Raw genomic sequence first — 14,371 nt, 5'->3', positions numbered from 1 at the left:
GGTCAGTTGCCCTCCAATTTGTTTTCGAACATCGTCGAGCGGCGGCCGCGCAGCACGATATCGAATTTATAGGCGCGTGAATCCATCGGAATGGTATTGCCCCAGTCGAGCGGCGCGATCAGCTGCTCGATCGCCGCCTTGTCGGGGATCGTGCCGACGATCGGACATTTCCAGATCATCGGATCGCCTTCGAAATACATCTGGGTGATCAAGCGCTGGGCAAAGCCATGCCCGAAGATCGAAAAATGGATATGGGCGGGACGCCAATCGTTGATGCCGTTCGGCCAGGGATAGGCGCCGGGACGGACAGTGCGGAAATGGTAGCAGCCGTCCTCGTCGGTGATGGCGCGGCCGCAGCCGCCGAAATTCGGGTCGATCGCCGCCAGATAGGTTTCCTTCTTGTGGCGATAGCGGCCGCCGGCATTGGCCTGCCAGAACTCGACCAAGGCGCCTGCAACCGGCCTGGCGCGCTCGTCGAGCACGCGGCCATGGACGATGATGCGTTCGCCGATCGCACTTTCGCCGGGCTGCGCGTAGTTCAGGATCAGGTCGTTGTCGAGTTCGCCGATCATCGAATGGCCAAAGACCGGACCGGTGGTCTCGGAAATCGTGCCGTCGAGCGATAGCAGCGCGCGTTGCGGCGCACGCAGCACGGAGGTCTTGTAGCCGGGGGTAAGCGCCGGCGCATGCCAGGCGCGGTCGCGGGCGAAGAATCCACCGGTCTCAGGCTTGCGGTTCGGTCGTTCGGACATGTTCCCCTCTCAGGCCGCTTTTTCGGCGTCCATCTGTTCAAAAGCCTGCTTTGCGATCTTGATCGCGTGATTGGCGGCAGGAACGCCGGCATAGATCGCCACATGCAGCAGAGCCTCGCAAATATCCTCGCGGGTCGCGCCCGTATTGGCGGTGGCGCGCACATGCATGGCGACCTCGTCGTCCTGGCCAAGCGCCGCGAGCAAAGCGATGGTGACGATCGAGCGCTCCCGCTTAGTCAGCGCCGGGCGCGACCAGACATGGCCCCAGGCAGCTTCGGTGATCAGTTCCTGGAAGGGGCGGTCGAACTCCGTCGATGCAGCGGCGGCGCGCTCCACATGGGCGTCGCCAAGCACGGCGCGGCGGGTCGCCATGCCCTGGCGATAGCGCTCGGAGGAGGACGCGGTCTCATTCATGGGCTGACTTCTCCAGACGAAATGGATGTGAGGAAGGCGCGGATGATCGCCGTCAGCGCCTCCGGCTGCTCGACGCAGGGAATGTGTGCGCAATCGCGGATCACTTCGTAACGTGCGCCTGATATCAGCTTCGCAGTCGAAAGCACGAGATCGGGCGGCGTCGAACCGTCCTGGTCGCCGACGATGCAGATCGTCGGGACAGCAATCGTTTTTGCGATTTCGGCAAGATCGGCATCGCGAACCGCGGCACAGGCGGCGAGATAACCCTCGACGGGCTGGCGCGTCAGCATGTTGCAATAGCCGGCATAGGCGTTGTTCTCGGGCCGGCGGAAGGCGGGTGTGAACCAGCGTTCCATGATGGCATCGACAATGCTGCCGATGCCGCTTCTCTCGACGGCGGCGATGCGGGCGTTCCAGCTCTCCGCCGTGCCGATCTTATGGGCGGTGTCGCAAAGGATCAGCGCGCGGACGAGATCCGGCTGGCGGTGATAGAGCGACTGGGCGATGAGGCCGCCGACGGAAAGGCCGCAGATGACGGCATCCTTGACCGACAGCAGATCGAGCAGGGCGGCGAGATCCGTCGCATGGTCCTCGATCGATGAGGGGAGCTGGCCGACATCGGACAGGCCGTGGCCGCGCATGTCGTAAAGCACGATCGCAAATTCGCCGGCAAGCCGCACTACCACGTCGCGCCAGATGCGGAAATCCGTTCCGAGCGAATTGGCAAAGACAATCACCGGCCTGTCGGCAGGCGCGCCGATGACCTGATAATGGATCGTCACGTCATTTATGCGGGCGAATTGCACGTCACTCTCCTCTTGAATGGCGAATTTGACTGGTTGATCCGGTTAAGTAAAATGATATTTCTTGGCGTTTCGATAACTCTGGAGTTATGCGAACGATGATCGAAAGCCGAGTCAAGTTCCGCCATCTGCAAACCTTTGTCGAGGTGGCGCGGCAGAAGAGCGTGATGAAGGCCGCCGAATTGCTGCATGTCAGCCAGCCGGCGGTCACCAAGACGATCCGCGAACTGGAACAGGTGCTGGGTGTCGATGTTTTCGAGCGCGACGGTCGCGGCATCAAGATCACCCGCTACGGCGAGGTCTTCCTGCGGCACGCAGGCGCTGCGCTGACGGCATTGCGCCAGGGTCTCGATTCCGTCTCGCAGGAGCAGTTCGCCGAGGCGCCGCCGATCCGCATCGGCGCGCTGCCGACGACCTCATCTCGCATCATGCCGCGGGCGATGGAGCTCTTTCTCAAGGAGAAGACCTGGAGCCGGGTCAAGATCGTCACCGGCGAGAACGCGGTGCTCTTGGAACAACTTCGTGTCGGGGATCTCGATATCGTCCTCGGACGTCTGGCAGGCGCCGAGAAGATGGCGGGCTTTTCCTTTGAACATCTCTATTCCGAGCAGGTGGAGTTTGTCGTGCGCGCCGGACATCCGCTGCTCGACGGCCGGCAATCGCTGTTTTCAGGCTTCGGCAACTATACGGTGCTGATGCCGACGCGGGGTTCGATCATCCGGCCGGTGGTCGAAAATTTCTTGATCGCCAACGGGGTCTCCAGTCTGCCGAACCAGATCGAGACGGTTTCGGATTCCTTCGGCCGCGCTTTTCTGCGGGCAAGCGATGCAATCTGGATCATATCCAACGGAGTGGTGGCAAACGATGTCGCCGACGGGCGGCTGGCGCTTCTGCCGATCGATACCAGCGAGACCAAGGGGCCTGTCGGGTTGACGATGCGCGCCGATGCAGTGCCGTCGCTGCCGCAATCGATCCTGATGCAGACGATCCGCGAGGCGGCAGGCGAGGTTTCCTGAAGTAGGTAAGTCGGTCCTATTGAGATAAGAAGAAGGATCTGGGCAGGCGGGCAACGCAAGCGACAGTGGGGACCCGTCGTGGTGTTTTCGATTGATGACCTTCGTTGCGGCCCGCTCGCTGTCCTATCGGCCCCTGGTCGGCCCAAAGCTGGATTTTAGCCGTCTTTAGAACATCGCTTGTGGGATAGACTATACAAACGGTGGTTCGTGACATGGGCTCCAAGTTGAGGAGCGTTGCTGTGAATTCGAATGCCTGCCGTCAACAGCGGGCAGGCAATTTCTTCCTTGCGATGAACAGTGTTCGCTGCCTAGAATTTGTAGCCGATCTGCAGACCGGCGCGCGTCATGCCGTCGTTCGGCCCATCGCAGAGGTTGGCGTGCGAGGAGTGGGCGGCCTGGGCCATGACGTTCCAGTGCGCGTTGAAACGATAGCCGGCGCCCAGATATTCGTGGAAGAGGACGCGACAGCCGAGTTCCGGGCCGTCACCATCGCCCTCAAGATCGCCGGTATGAATGACGCCGCCGAAGCCGGCTTCGGCAAAAAGCTTCTCGTTCAAATCGACCGTCCAGGTGAAGCCGGTGAAGAACTGGCTGGCCTCGCCTGACGTGCCGATCGAGGTGCCGAGATGCACACGAGGATGCAGCAGCTGTTGCTGCCAGCCGGCCGCCGTATCGTGGCCGAAGGGGTCGAAGAGCGCGGTAATCTCCGGAAAGACACCGTCTTCTCTGGAATGGCCCGATTGTACCGAGGTCGAGAGGCCGAACCGCAATTCATCGAATATCTGCGCGCCGGCAGTTGCCGAGCTCGCAACCGAGATGGCGGCTGCCGCTGCCAATGATGCCATACCCAAAAAACGCAACGCGATCTTTCCGAAGTCGACCCTCATTTGCTGTCCTTTGATTCGCGTCGGACGGGAACAACAAAGAGGTAACATTGGCGCAAGGTTTTGCGAAAGGCCTATTGCCGAGGAAAATGGGGATGGTGGATTGTCAACTTATATGCGGTTTCGCGCTGTGTTCACGGTCGGCATCCTCTGTGGCGTTTGCACAAGAAGAACCGAGATATGATGGCACGAGAAGCCTCATGTCGGTTCTGTGCTCTGGCGGCAAATGCGCTTTGAATGGATGAGGCCATGGCTGACCTCTTCAAGGCTGTCGGCGAAGCGCCAGGTGCTAACCGCAGCGTCAGAAATCAACCAACTCCCTGCCTCGGAAAGCGCAATTATTGCATAGCTTAGAGCTGCCCGAGCTATCCCATCCGCTGTGTTGAACTCAGCGCTTCATATGATCAACAACATTTTTCGCGCATTCACAACTGTGTACCCTTGACGTGTATTAATTCCGCACGGCAATCTATCAGTTAACATCTCAACCGGTGTCGGCGGTCCTCCCCATCATGGTAAGTTTCCGTGCTTCGCTCGAGGGACCGCGGCACCATGTTTTCATACGGGAGGAATTAGTCACCGTGATCAATGCACGGTCGATTTGAAAATTCGCAGTTCGCAGATCGAGGTCGCCTCCAAGAACTTCGGACCTTGCGGTCTCTCGGCTTTTCGATGGCAGGCAGCGAAAATTACTACTATTACCGCCAGCCCGTTCAGCTGCGTTTTATCAAGGAGATTCATGGATGAAGGCGTTAACACGATCGTCGACGGCTTTGGCGGTTTGTCTGGTATTTGCAACGGGAGGGACCAGCCCCGCCTTTTCCAAGGATTCCGATCAGTGGGAAAAAGATTGGCAAACGTGCATGGACAAATCGGATGGCAGCAACGCGGCATGGGGCAGCTGCGGGCAGGTGTGGCTGAAGCGCGAAGATGACAAGTTGAATGCAACTTGGAAGGTGGTGTTTGAACAGGCCACAGGGCAGACCAAAACCGATCTTCTTGTAGAACAGCGCCTCTGGAACACCTACAAGGAAGCTTCCTGCCAATTATATGCGAACGGCGAGTGGGGCGCGGAGCGGGCGGTTCTAGACTATGTTTCATGTCGCGCGGGAGTGATCGGCAAGCGAATAACCGACCTCGAAAGCTACGCCGACCTGTTCAAGGGCAATTAGCCACCCTCCTGCAACCTTCCGATCATCAGTTTTCGCGGTGGTTGCCGATGGGTGTCGGGGCTGCCTCTACGGTTCGGAGGACGTCAGAAAGACCGGTTCCTTCAAATCACTTGAAAAATGCCCAGATCTGGACTAAGTCTAGTTCAAGACGGGAGACTTTTCATGCAACATGCGCGACGAGTGCAACGAGAAGGCCAGGAAGCACAGCGGTTGGAACCCGAGCGGTTCGCTCCGGCCAATCGCAAGAGGCTGAGTGCCCCGGCATTGCGCACCTTTCTGGCAATCGCCGATCTCTGGGGGCTGACCGAGGAGCAGCGTCTGCTGGTGCTCGGCTATCCATCCCGGTCGACCTACCACAATTGGGCCAAACAGGCGCGCGAGCACGGCGCGTTCACGCTTGATGTCGACACTCTGACGCGAATCTCGGCTGTTTTTGGAATCCATCAAGCACTCGGCGTGCTTTTTTCCGATGAACACGCCGGCGTCGCCTGGCTGCGCACACCGCACCAGGCGCTCGCTTTCGGTGGACATCCGCCTCTTGATATCGTGGCGAACGGAACTCAGGACGGGTTGCTGACCGTACGCCGGTTTCTGGACGGCGCCCGAGGTGGTCTCTACATGCAGCCGAACATACTAGATGAAGCGTTCACGCCTTACGAAGATGCGGACATCGTCTTCCGGTGAGGGATGGTTTTGCCCAGGCGCCGCGTCCGTCGCACCGGCTGATCCCCTCGCAATTTCCGCCAATCGGTCTTTTTGAAACGGTGACGAGGGCAGCCGATCTCGAGGCCGTGATGGAGCTGGTCGGCTGGACCAACGACCGTCTCGTCGCCGACCGCATCCGTCGGCTTCCCGAAGCCGAGTGGGTGTATGGCACACCCAACTCCAGTATCGTGATGGCGGCGTTCCTGCATGTCGCGCCGGGCGGGATGCGCTTCAATGGCCCGGATCTCGGTGCCTGGTATGGCGCCGACAATCTCAAGACGGCCGCCGCCGAGGTTGGCCATCATCTGAGGCGCGAGGCCGTCGCGCGCGGGGTCGCGACAATGGCGCGGACCTATCGAAGCTATTCGGCCAATCTGATTGGTGATTACCTCGACATTAGGGGCGAACAGATGCTGCGGCGCGCTGTCTATGACGGCACCAGCTATGCGGCGTCGCAAGTGCTGGGGGAAGAGGTGCGCTCGAGCGGCGGCGCCGGTATCCTTTATGACAGTGTCCGGCTGAGGAGCGGCGTCAACATCGTTGCGCACCGGCCGCGTAATATTMGCGACGTGGTGCAGGTCGACCATTTCGAAGTCACGGTATCGGCCGCTGAGCGGCGCATCGATGTCAGGAAGCTTGCAATAAGACGACGACAGCCAAGAGGGAACGCCTAGACCGGGAGACGCTCGGCCCATGCCTTGGCCGTCTTCGCCATCGTGGCCAGATGATCGGCACTGGAGAAACCGGAGATTTTCTTACGCGGCTTGAGGTCGTGGTCGCCGTCCTCAAGCCAGAGGATCTCGATCCTGTCGGACAGATCGTAGCCCGGCACCTCGTCCCGCGTGCCGAATTCATCACGCGTTCCTTGACAGATAAGGGTGGGTGTCGTCAGCGCTTTGAGATGGCCGGTGCGCAGCTTCTCCGGCTGACCGGGCGGATGAAAGGGATAGCCGAGGCAGAGCAGGCCGGCGATCTTTCCCTGACGATGAAGATCGTCGGCGATCATGCTGGCGACGCGGCCACCCATCGACTTGCCGCCGATGATCAGCGAACCGCTCGCCCCGAGCTCGGCAATAGCCGCCACATATTCGGGATTGAGCGTTTCGGCGCGCGGCGGCGGCTTGCGGCCTTCCGAGCTGCGGCGGGCGGCCATATAGGCGAATTCAAAACGTGCAACGCGGAAGCCCGCGCCGGCGAGCGCATTTGCCGCTGAAGTCATCGATGCCGAATCCATCGGCGCGCCGGCGCCATGCGCAAGAAGGATGGTGAAGCGCGCATCCTGGGGCCCCTGCAGTAGAAACCTGTCAAGCATCGGTAATCCTCCATCCCATCGTCGGAACCATGTCGACGGCCGTGACTTCTTCCTTGAAAGGAGACTGACAATGTCGACGAATGATCAAAACGTAAAGCCCGAGCAGCGGCGCCCCAAGGATGTCGGCGCCGTTCCCGAGAAGCCGGAGCCCGCCGACGCCGAATCGATGGCGCCGCCGGCGGTGCAGCCAGCTGGGGTCAGGGACAAAAGCGAACGGCCCGTGGTCAATCCGATCACCGGGGTCGCATCCTGATCGACTGCGGTCAATTGTTGTGCTGACCGTGGAAACGACTCTTGAAACACCGGCGGAGAGGGTCCATATACTCGTCCTGCCTGAAAAATGGATGCGCGTGGTATCGACGTCGTCGAGCTATTCGTTGTCCGACAGGATAAGGGCGCTCCCCGCAAGGGTCGAGCGCCCTTTTTGCTTTACAGCACTTGTGCCCATTCTAGCGCGTTCTGAACGTTCCGGCCGGAAGCGGCGGGCGCCTCGTAACCAGTTATAGTCCTGTTGTTCCGACGACGGACTTTTATGCTCTTTTCCCTGTCTTCGACAACGACGACATCAAGGTCTCGTCGATGGAGTAGAGCGAGACGATTTCGCGGTCAGCGCGACCTACGTTGAAGGAATATCGAACAATGCGAAGGCTGTCTTTGCTGTCGCGGTCACCGGGGAAGTGCTGGATGTCGGCGCCCGTGATCCGAACCGGACCAATCGATTTGTCAATGGTGCCGCTATCCCGACACGCGCCGCAACGAGATCATTATTCATGTGCCGCCGGGCGATTACAACCTCAATGCCACGCTGGGACTGATTGAAACGACCGCCAACCAGCCTATCATCCTGCAAGGCGCCGGCCGCGGGGCGACCCGCTTCATCATCCAGCACACCAACCATTGGGTGCGGCTCGGCGATCGCGCTGCGGCCGTCGAGTCGAAGAACATCGAGATCCGCGACTGCACCTTCCTCGGCAACGTCGCCCAGGACAGCGCCCATGCCGCTTTCGTCTGCGAGAAGATCTCGCTATACCGGCTGCGGAACGTCGAGATCGTCGGCGCGGCGGCCGATTTTTTTATCGGCAATCCCAACATTGCAGACGATGCAAAGCAAGGGAATGATCGACTGCCTCTATGCAAGCGGCGGCACCTCCGGTACCTATCGCGTCAATCTGCACTCCGAGTCGATCCTCGTCATTACCGACACATGCAAGTTTAACGGAAACAGGGTCGGTAACGGGCTCTTCGCCCAGACGAACCCCGGCATCAATTTCGATGGAGCAGCGATCGGAAACTCGCCGGGCGTCTCGGCCTTACTCTCGACCGGCTCAAGATTGCGCTGCCGGCGGCCGAGAAATCGGGCTTTCCGGTGAAGGATCCACTATTCGCAGGTCGCCGATACTGGCCGGCATTTATTGCCTGGCTGGATCGCCGCTACGGTCTTCGCGCGGATGGCGCAGGCGGGCCGTATGTGCCAGATGGTGAAGAACATTGGAGAGATTGACAGGTCACTCCTCGGCATCGTCTTCCACTTCATCGAGCAAATGCAGATATGAGCGCTTCGAGATCCGCACGAGGAAAGACCGGTCGCGCTTCCAGATTACTGGCTGCACGAAGCGCCAACGGACCGTGGTCTCTATGGTTTGATCAGGGTCCAGAGAACGCCAATTTGGTGGCGTAAGAACTGGAAAGGTCGCCTCTTGCCCGCCGTCGAGCACGACAGCTTTTTCCCCGTGCAGCAGGGATTTGACGATTGAGCGAGTGGAATGATCTGTCGCAATTCGCAGCACATCATCAGCGATCCCAGTCGGCCAAGACAGTAGAATTGGCCGCTCGCTGCGATTGACGACGCGGAGATAGCAGCCCTTCTGAGCGCCGCCAGGGATTAGAGGCGTAGCGATAATGAATGCAGTTGGCTGATAGCGGAAGAAACGCTCCCATATAACGAATGCGCCGGTGACGACGCCAATGATCGAGCCCGGAATGGTGAAATACGGCACGAAGTCCGCTGCGCTCAATTACCCCTCCTATCGCTGCTTCTCATCGGCATAGCTGAGGCGCTTTTTATGCTGTCCGCACCTGCCGGTGATCCATTTTCATATAAGGAAGGCAAGCGGGGGCAAGAAGGTCGAGGTTGCGGTTGATCCGATGCGACAGTTCCGTGTATTCCCGCAATTCAGTTGTCTCGCCACAGGAATGTCAAACTGAGCGGCGGTCACGCCGTAAGTCTCGGCAGGCCTTGGCATCGGCTTTGCGCCGGAGTGGACCGAGGGATTGCCGAACCGGGCCCTCGAGCTGAAGGCGGTCAGGGGCATCGACTTCCGGATCGGGCTTGGTGTTGCCTGGAATAAAGAGGACCCAACCGCCTCGCGCGGCGACATCGTCGATATCGCCCGCTCACTGGCGCGGCCGGGCAGGTGAGGTGAGGGGCACCACGGGTAGTGCGCGCTGAGCGGAAGATGCGCGATAGAGCATGCGCGGGTATCACAGTCGCGGCGGTCGCTTCAAATGCCGTTCTCGTTCCGCTCACGGGGCCCTTCCAATGTTCATCGCGTTCCGGTGTAACATTCCCGCTTTTTAGGTCAGTCAGCAAGCGCGGCCACGATCAATCAGTTGCCCCAGCCAATTTGGAACCGATCAAATCGAACCTCGCTCAACGGCTGGTTGGAGGGGCTCAGCCTTACCGAACGAAGAACGAGACGAAGCTCGGGGGAATAGTATTGTTCAAAAATAATCGGAGGCAATCCCGTTAGTTCGAGACGGCTGTTGACGGCCCAAACATTGTAAGAACAAGATGCAATAGTTTCCTCTCCCCAGCCGTCGAACCTAATAACAGTAGCGCCCGAAACGGATTTTTGGCCATTGATGAACAGTGTCGTCTCGGATTGCCAGTTCTTCTTCTGTGGTAGATCGTCTAACGCAATCGCATTCGCGTATTTCAGCTCATGCGTCCCGCTGGCACTAACTCTCTTTTCGACGAGCAACGGGTGAAAATATACAGCCGACACCGGCTGCAGTGAATGGTTACGCTCCATCAGCCGTTGTTCGGTGAGACCCGGACCGTCCGGCTTGTAGAACACGGAATAGAAAGGTACTTCTCTGGTAAGCAGCACGCCCTGTTTGGTTTCTTTAGCGCTCAAACAACTGCTAGAGGCAGGCGCCGCCAATGTTATTCCAGCCAACAGCGACAAACTTCTCAGCAAGATCGACATTCCAGAGATCCCTCATCCAATCCGCTACCGTGGCGCTTGGGCGAAATTCCATTCTCTTGCGCATGCCGTCCCCTACATCGCCATCTTCCTCGAGATCATGTAGCCTCATGCCTAAAGCTTGAGGTGACACAAAAATCGGTTATGCCCGGGTCAGCACCATTGATCAGGATTTCGAAATACAGCAGCAACGGCTCTACGCCCAGGGGTGCGTGATCGTTCGGTAAAGTCTCTGGCGCGAGCCGTGAGGGCCGAACGGAGCTCGCAACCATCATTGAGTTTCTGGCAATTCCTTTTCGTTCCAAGCGGTTAAGACGCAGCAGAATCTAAATTTCAAGGCTAGGCCCGCAGGTCGGAATTGGCGAGATACCCCTTTTTGATAAATGTTCGCCATACGCGAACGCGGCTACGATATTTCGCGCGAAATGGCGGAGATTGGGGGCATGCGTCCGGGTTATCGCAATCAGCAGAAGAAATCGGTGCTGTTCAAGGCGCCGGGCTTATTCATCGGCGCCCTCGCGTTTGGTGCAGCCGGCGGCTGGACCGCGAGCGACTTGCTGGCCTCATGGAGCGCCTCAGGCGGCTCGGGACAATCGTGCAAAATCAAGGGCAATGTCAGCATCGCCACCGGCGAGCGCATCTTCCATGTGCCGGGGCAGCGACGCTACGCAGAGACGAAGATCAGCCCCAAGTATGGAGAGCGGTGGTTCTGCTCGGAATTTGAAGCTTGGGCGGCGGGCTGGCGGAAATCGAAATCGTGATGAACCGACTTCGACCCGATGTCGCTGGGTCTCTCGATCAGCCAGATCGAGCGGCGACGACTGCGTCGTCTAGGCCAGATGCTGTCCGAAGAAGTCGGCGATCCGATCAAAGGGAATCTTGTCCATCCGGTCGTAAAGGTCGGTATGGCTGGAGCCAGGGATGATCATCAGCTCCTTCGGCTCCGCGGCTGCCGCGAAGGCGGTCTCGGCGAAATAGCGCGAGTGAGCCTTCTCGCCGTGGACGAACAGGATCGGGCGCGGCGAGATCTCCGCGATGTAGGTCAGGATCGGCATGTTCATAAATGACAGCGGCGTCGTCTGGGACCATGAATTGCCGGAATTGACTGCGCGGGGGTGAAAGCCGCGCGGCGTCATGTAGTAGTCGTGGTAGTCGACAAGGAACTGCGCCTCACCGCCCTTGAGCTCGTTGTATGGTGGTTGGTAGGCCGGAGTGCCTTTGTCTGCATCAGCCCAGCGCTGCCGGCTCAACTGCTCCAGCGTCTCCGCCCGCTTTTCAAGCGTCACGCTGTCGTTATAGCCATTCCGGCCAGGATCACGAGGTCAAGTACGAAGCAACGAAGGAAGGCGTCTCGAAAGATGCCGTCAAGAAGGCCGTGAAGAGCGCTGGCAACTCACGCAAGAAGGTCGAGACCGAGATTGGTCGCCGTTAGACGGCCGAGCGGCAATGCCCTGTCCACTGACGAAGCAGGCCCCCGTGGATGTCCTGTCTTTCCGCTGTGTCGTACGAAGCAGTCATAGCCAAGCAGGCCTGCCGCCTCCATGTCTGGGATAACGCATGTCCAAGTGCATAAAGGAAGACCACCTGCTGATGTCGAAGGCAGTCCGTGAATGGTATCGGTACTACGAGGTGGAGTGGGACGATCAAGCTTCCTCGTTTTTGTGTGATGCCGCCATCGAACTCTACACTGCGGGCTGTCGCTCGGTAGAGGAGATGGCGACCGTTCTGATCGGTACTTACGTCGGGCTGGCCGCCACGCGCGTAAACGCGCCATCTTCGAGCTCAGTGCATTGATAGGCCAAATCAGATCGGGCTGAACTCGACGATTTCGCACTGCATGTGATCCGACCGCGTCTTCTTCGGTACTCCGCCTCCCAGCCGAATTTCCATGCGTCGTGACGCGCCAGCCAGTCTCCCAGCGCAGACGTATCGCCTGTCGGCATTCGGCGTGGTGCGAGATAAGGTTGTCATGGGGGCGCCCGCGTCGGCGAAAATCTGGTTGGGAAGGTCTGCTCATAGGCTGTTGTCCCACCGATATCTACATTGGCGTCAGCCGCATCGCTGTTTCCGAAGTCTTCTACATAGGCAGCTTGTTACCGCATGCTCCACGTAAGATGCCAATCAGCTAGCCCACGAAGACCGGATGACCGACCAACCGAGACGAACATTCGTCGGTACGCACAAGGCTATCGGAAGTTCTGCGCTCCGAAGGCCACTTCTTCTGCCGTCGGGCACGTTTTGCGTGCGTGGATTAGGTTTCGATACGAGATATCTCTACCTGGCGGCGCCCGACGTTCGTAGGGGACACTGGACAACGGAGCGCAAACTGCAGATCATCGTTACCAGCTATGCCTTTGGTGAGACCTTCTCCTAGGCGGCTCGGCGACAGAGAGTCGCGCCAGACCTTTTACAGCGATGGCGCTGGACTCTGAGGGAGGGCGAGATGGCTGTGGATTCCGACGAGCCGGTCATCGGCAATTCTGACATCAAGAAGCTGGAAGATCGAGCGCGCGAGCTTGAACGCATTCTTGGACGCAAGACACTGGAGAACGAGATTCTCCGCGAAGCCCTTTCCAAAGCCCACTCTAAGCAGCCGATCAGGTTATGCGTGGATTCGGAGTCCGCCGTTGATCAAAGCGCTGAAGAGGCGCTACGCATCACCTATTCGGCGCTTGCTGACGCTATGCGTATTGCCACTCTGAAGGCGATGACAGCGTTGATCGCACACGAGGTCAGCCAACCGTTGTCGGGAATATGGGCAAACGCAGACGCCGGAGCGCGACTGCTAGCTTCGCATCCTCCCGACCTCTCCGGCGTTGCAGAGTCTATCGAACGGACAATGAGAGATGCTGAGCGGGCGAGAGAGATGATTCGACGGTTCCGTGGCATGTTTGCGGAGGCCGCGCCAAGTTCGCAAACGGTAAACATCAACGATGCTGTCAAAGAGGTAATAACTCTCCTCGCGTGGAATCTACAGAAGGGCGGTGCGATCGTTCAAACCAGTCTATCGGATGAATTGCCGCTCGCCGTCGGCGACAGGATTCAGTTGCAGCAGGTTATGCTCAACCTCATTTTAAATGCGATAGACGCCGTAGCCTCCGTCCAAAATCAGAGCAAAATCATAGGCGTTCAAACGTCTGGAGACCAATCGAACGGCTTGGTTGTCAGCATAACGGATACCGGAACCGGGCTAGCCGGAAATCCGCCGGACAGAATATTCAAAGCGTTTTACACCACCAAGTCGAACTCTATCGGTATCGGTCTTTCGGTTTGCCGGACAATCATTAAGAACCACGGTGGGCGAATTTGGGCGACGGGCAACGAGGATGGCCCGGGGGCCTGCTTTTCGTTCTCTCTTCCATGTTACAGGTCGGCCGACAGATAAAGCAGGCGCCACTTTGATCGTCCATTGAAGCAAGACACTCGATCTCTTGCTGCAACAGTATCTTCGCCACGACGGCTGCGCCATTGCACAAACGTATCGGCCCGCTCGAAGAATCTGTCCGAAGGTGCTCTTGGTCATGGGGACCTTGCTTCGCGGATTGTCAGACTTCATCTGGGCGGTGCGGCAGTTGAACTATTGCCTGGGGGCGATCGACGCCAGCCCGTCCCGGAGAAAAGGGTGACGTCATTGCCTGGACCGAGGCGTTGACAATAGTTGTGAACCCAGCCCTCCGTTCATTTAGTGTTTGCGTCCGATCCTATTATTTTACCGTTACGGCAGCAGCGTGGTTCTTACACCGAGGTCCTTGAGTTCCGCCTCCACCCATACGCGCTCATCATGCTTGGACGCTCTTTCGAGCGTGCCATTCTCCGTGGCCAAAACATTGACAAAGGACATCAGAGCGGTGTTTCCAGGCCACGGCCCTGGTTTCTGGTTTCGCGGCACAAACCCAGGGCAATAGGTCATGGCTGTTGGGATGTCCGTTGACGATCTTGTGGTCACGTCCGTCAGATAGGCCATCGGCACGACGCCGTGGAGCTTTGCCGTTTCAATGAGTGAGGCGATTGTCGCCCAATGCTTGGCTCCCGCGTCGGAACCGGCGAATAACGCGTTTTTCCGATTGAGGGCGATCGGCCGGATGGATCGCTCGACGGTACTCCCTG

General features: G+C 58.7%; 18 protein-coding genes and 6 pseudogenes. 13 read left to right on the top strand and 11 right to left on the bottom strand.

What is annotated here, in order from left to right; genetic code table 11:
- Positions 1–2: 2 nt before the first annotated feature.
- Genes pcaH through pcaD form a run of 3 tightly spaced genes read right to left on the bottom strand, consistent with a single transcriptional unit; the run spans position 3 to position 1,972 of the window.
- Positions 3–752: a protocatechuate 3,4-dioxygenase subunit beta gene (gene pcaH, locus AC1D2N_RS04290; RefSeq protein ID WP_130653796.1), complete on the bottom strand. Its 750-nt coding sequence runs from the start codon at positions 750–752 to the stop codon at positions 3–5.
- A gap of 9 nt (positions 753–761) precedes the next feature.
- Entirely contained in the window at positions 762–1,166 is a 405-nt protein-coding gene (pcaC, locus tag AC1D2N_RS04285) for a 4-carboxymuconolactone decarboxylase (protein WP_130653795.1), read from the bottom strand.
- The gene (pcaD, locus tag AC1D2N_RS04280; RefSeq protein ID WP_130653794.1) at positions 1,163–1,972 is read right to left on the bottom strand and encodes a 3-oxoadipate enol-lactonase; all 810 of its coding nucleotides are present in this window, start codon (positions 1,970–1,972) and stop codon (positions 1,163–1,165) included. Before pcaD ends, pcaC begins: the two co-directional genes overlap by 4 nt.
- Before the next feature lie 95 nt (positions 1,973–2,067).
- Here pcaD and pcaQ point away from each other — a divergent pair, with 95 nt between their 5' ends.
- The gene (gene pcaQ / locus AC1D2N_RS04275) at positions 2,068–2,985 is read left to right on the top strand and encodes a pca operon transcription factor PcaQ (RefSeq protein ID WP_130748248.1); all 918 of its coding nucleotides are present in this window, start codon (positions 2,068–2,070) and stop codon (positions 2,983–2,985) included.
- Positions 2,986–3,293: 308 nt separating this feature from the next.
- Here pcaQ and AC1D2N_RS04270 read toward each other — a convergent pair whose 3' ends face one another.
- Entirely contained in the window at positions 3,294–3,872 is a 579-nt protein-coding gene (locus AC1D2N_RS04270) for an acyloxyacyl hydrolase (RefSeq protein WP_130653792.1), read from the bottom strand.
- A 740-nt stretch (positions 3,873–4,612) separates the two neighbouring features.
- Here AC1D2N_RS04270 and AC1D2N_RS04265 point away from each other — a divergent pair.
- From AC1D2N_RS04265 to AC1D2N_RS04255, 3 genes are all read left to right on the top strand, one after another.
- Positions 4,613–5,041: a lysozyme inhibitor LprI family protein gene (locus AC1D2N_RS04265; protein ID WP_130653791.1), complete on the top strand. Its 429-nt coding sequence runs from the start codon at positions 4,613–4,615 to the stop codon at positions 5,039–5,041.
- 162 nt (positions 5,042–5,203) lie between these two features.
- Complete coding sequence (locus tag AC1D2N_RS04260) at positions 5,204–5,725, top strand: MbcA/ParS/Xre antitoxin family protein (protein WP_130653790.1); 522 nt, start codon at positions 5,204–5,206, stop codon at positions 5,723–5,725.
- Entirely contained in the window at positions 5,722–6,420 is a 699-nt protein-coding gene (locus AC1D2N_RS04255) for an RES family NAD+ phosphorylase (RefSeq protein WP_477980788.1), read from the top strand. The genes AC1D2N_RS04260 and AC1D2N_RS04255 overlap by 4 nt, the downstream gene beginning before the upstream one ends.
- Here the strand turns inward: AC1D2N_RS04255 and AC1D2N_RS04250 are convergent.
- Positions 6,417–7,058 carry an alpha/beta hydrolase family protein gene (locus tag AC1D2N_RS04250; RefSeq protein ID WP_130653788.1) on the bottom strand — a complete coding sequence of 214 codons (642 nt, stop codon included), beginning with the start codon at positions 7,056–7,058 and terminating at the stop codon, positions 6,417–6,419. The two genes, AC1D2N_RS04255 and AC1D2N_RS04250, sit on opposite strands and share 4 nt — an antisense overlap.
- A 70-nt stretch (positions 7,059–7,128) precedes the next feature.
- On the opposite strand from AC1D2N_RS04250, the gene AC1D2N_RS04245 reads away from it, so the two are divergent.
- Positions 7,129–7,311: a hypothetical protein gene (locus AC1D2N_RS04245; protein ID WP_018071481.1), complete on the top strand. Its 183-nt coding sequence runs from the start codon at positions 7,129–7,131 to the stop codon at positions 7,309–7,311.
- 519 nt (positions 7,312–7,830) lie between these two features.
- Complete coding sequence (locus tag AC1D2N_RS04240) at positions 7,831–8,274, top strand: hypothetical protein (RefSeq protein WP_130653787.1); 444 nt, start codon at positions 7,831–7,833, stop codon at positions 8,272–8,274.
- 289 nt (positions 8,275–8,563) lie between these two features.
- Here AC1D2N_RS04240 and AC1D2N_RS04235 read toward each other — a convergent pair whose 3' ends face one another.
- Entirely contained in the window at positions 8,564–9,073 is a 510-nt protein-coding gene (locus tag AC1D2N_RS04235; protein ID WP_130653786.1) for a hypothetical protein, read from the bottom strand.
- Between the two features lie 208 nt (positions 9,074–9,281).
- Here AC1D2N_RS04235 and AC1D2N_RS04230 point away from each other — a divergent pair.
- Positions 9,282–9,476 (top strand): annotated as a pseudogene (locus AC1D2N_RS04230) (LysR family transcriptional regulator); the annotation flags it as partial.
- Positions 9,477–9,664: 188 nt separating this feature from the next.
- On the opposite strand, the gene AC1D2N_RS04225 reads toward AC1D2N_RS04230, so the two are convergent.
- On the bottom strand, positions 9,665–10,267 hold the full coding sequence (locus AC1D2N_RS04225; protein WP_130653785.1) for a hypothetical protein: 603 nt from the start codon (positions 10,265–10,267) through the stop codon (positions 9,665–9,667).
- 134 nt (positions 10,268–10,401) lie between these two features.
- On the opposite strand from AC1D2N_RS04225, the pseudogene AC1D2N_RS04220 reads away from it, so the two are divergent.
- Together AC1D2N_RS04220 and AC1D2N_RS04215 are read left to right on the top strand one after the other, a co-directional pair.
- A pseudogene (locus AC1D2N_RS04220) lies at positions 10,402–10,549 on the top strand (recombinase family protein); the annotation flags it as partial.
- 98 nt (positions 10,550–10,647) lie between these two features.
- Positions 10,648–11,025: a sunset domain-containing protein gene (locus AC1D2N_RS04215; RefSeq protein ID WP_065276502.1), complete on the top strand. Its 378-nt coding sequence runs from the start codon at positions 10,648–10,650 to the stop codon at positions 11,023–11,025.
- A 69-nt stretch (positions 11,026–11,094) separates the two neighbouring features.
- Here AC1D2N_RS04215 and AC1D2N_RS04210 read toward each other — a convergent pair.
- Positions 11,095–11,565: pseudogene (locus AC1D2N_RS04210) on the bottom strand (alpha/beta hydrolase); the annotation flags it as partial.
- Between AC1D2N_RS04210 and AC1D2N_RS04205 the strand changes: the two are divergent.
- Both AC1D2N_RS04205 and AC1D2N_RS04200 read left to right on the top strand, forming a co-directional pair.
- Positions 11,487–11,696: a DUF3606 domain-containing protein gene (locus AC1D2N_RS04205; RefSeq protein WP_412104594.1), complete on the top strand. Its 210-nt coding sequence runs from the start codon at positions 11,487–11,489 to the stop codon at positions 11,694–11,696. The pseudogene AC1D2N_RS04210 and the gene AC1D2N_RS04205 overlap by 79 nt on opposite strands.
- Positions 11,697–11,821: 125 nt before the next feature.
- Positions 11,822–12,058, top strand: a complete 237-nt coding sequence (locus AC1D2N_RS04200) for a hypothetical protein (protein WP_027687745.1) — start codon at positions 11,822–11,824, stop codon at positions 12,056–12,058.
- Here AC1D2N_RS04200 and AC1D2N_RS04195 read toward each other — a convergent pair.
- A pseudogene (locus AC1D2N_RS04195) lies at positions 12,001–12,228 on the bottom strand (CrpP-related protein); the annotation flags it as partial. The gene AC1D2N_RS04200 and the pseudogene AC1D2N_RS04195 sit on opposite strands and share 58 nt — an antisense overlap.
- Before the next feature lie 479 nt (positions 12,229–12,707).
- Here AC1D2N_RS04195 and AC1D2N_RS04190 point away from each other — a divergent pair.
- Positions 12,708–13,649, top strand: a complete 942-nt coding sequence (locus tag AC1D2N_RS04190; RefSeq protein WP_130653784.1) for an ATP-binding protein — start codon at positions 12,708–12,710, stop codon at positions 13,647–13,649.
- 121 nt (positions 13,650–13,770) lie between these two features.
- Positions 13,771–14,002, top strand: a pseudogene (locus AC1D2N_RS04185) (DUF599 family protein); the annotation flags it as partial.
- Here AC1D2N_RS04185 and AC1D2N_RS04180 read toward each other — a convergent pair.
- Entirely contained in the window at positions 13,980–14,105 is a 126-nt protein-coding gene (locus AC1D2N_RS04180; RefSeq protein WP_281032829.1) for a hypothetical protein, read from the bottom strand. The pseudogene AC1D2N_RS04185 and the gene AC1D2N_RS04180 overlap by 23 nt on opposite strands.
- Positions 14,106–14,136: 31 nt before the next feature.
- Positions 14,137–14,366 (bottom strand): annotated as a pseudogene (locus AC1D2N_RS04175) (transposase domain-containing protein); the annotation flags it as partial.
- Positions 14,367–14,371 lie beyond the last annotated feature (5 nt).

Source organism: Rhizobium sp. P1_B8 (genome assembly GCF_056406515.1).
The sequence above is the reverse complement of the archived record's forward strand: the minus strand, read 5'-3'. Positions and strand labels throughout refer to the sequence as shown.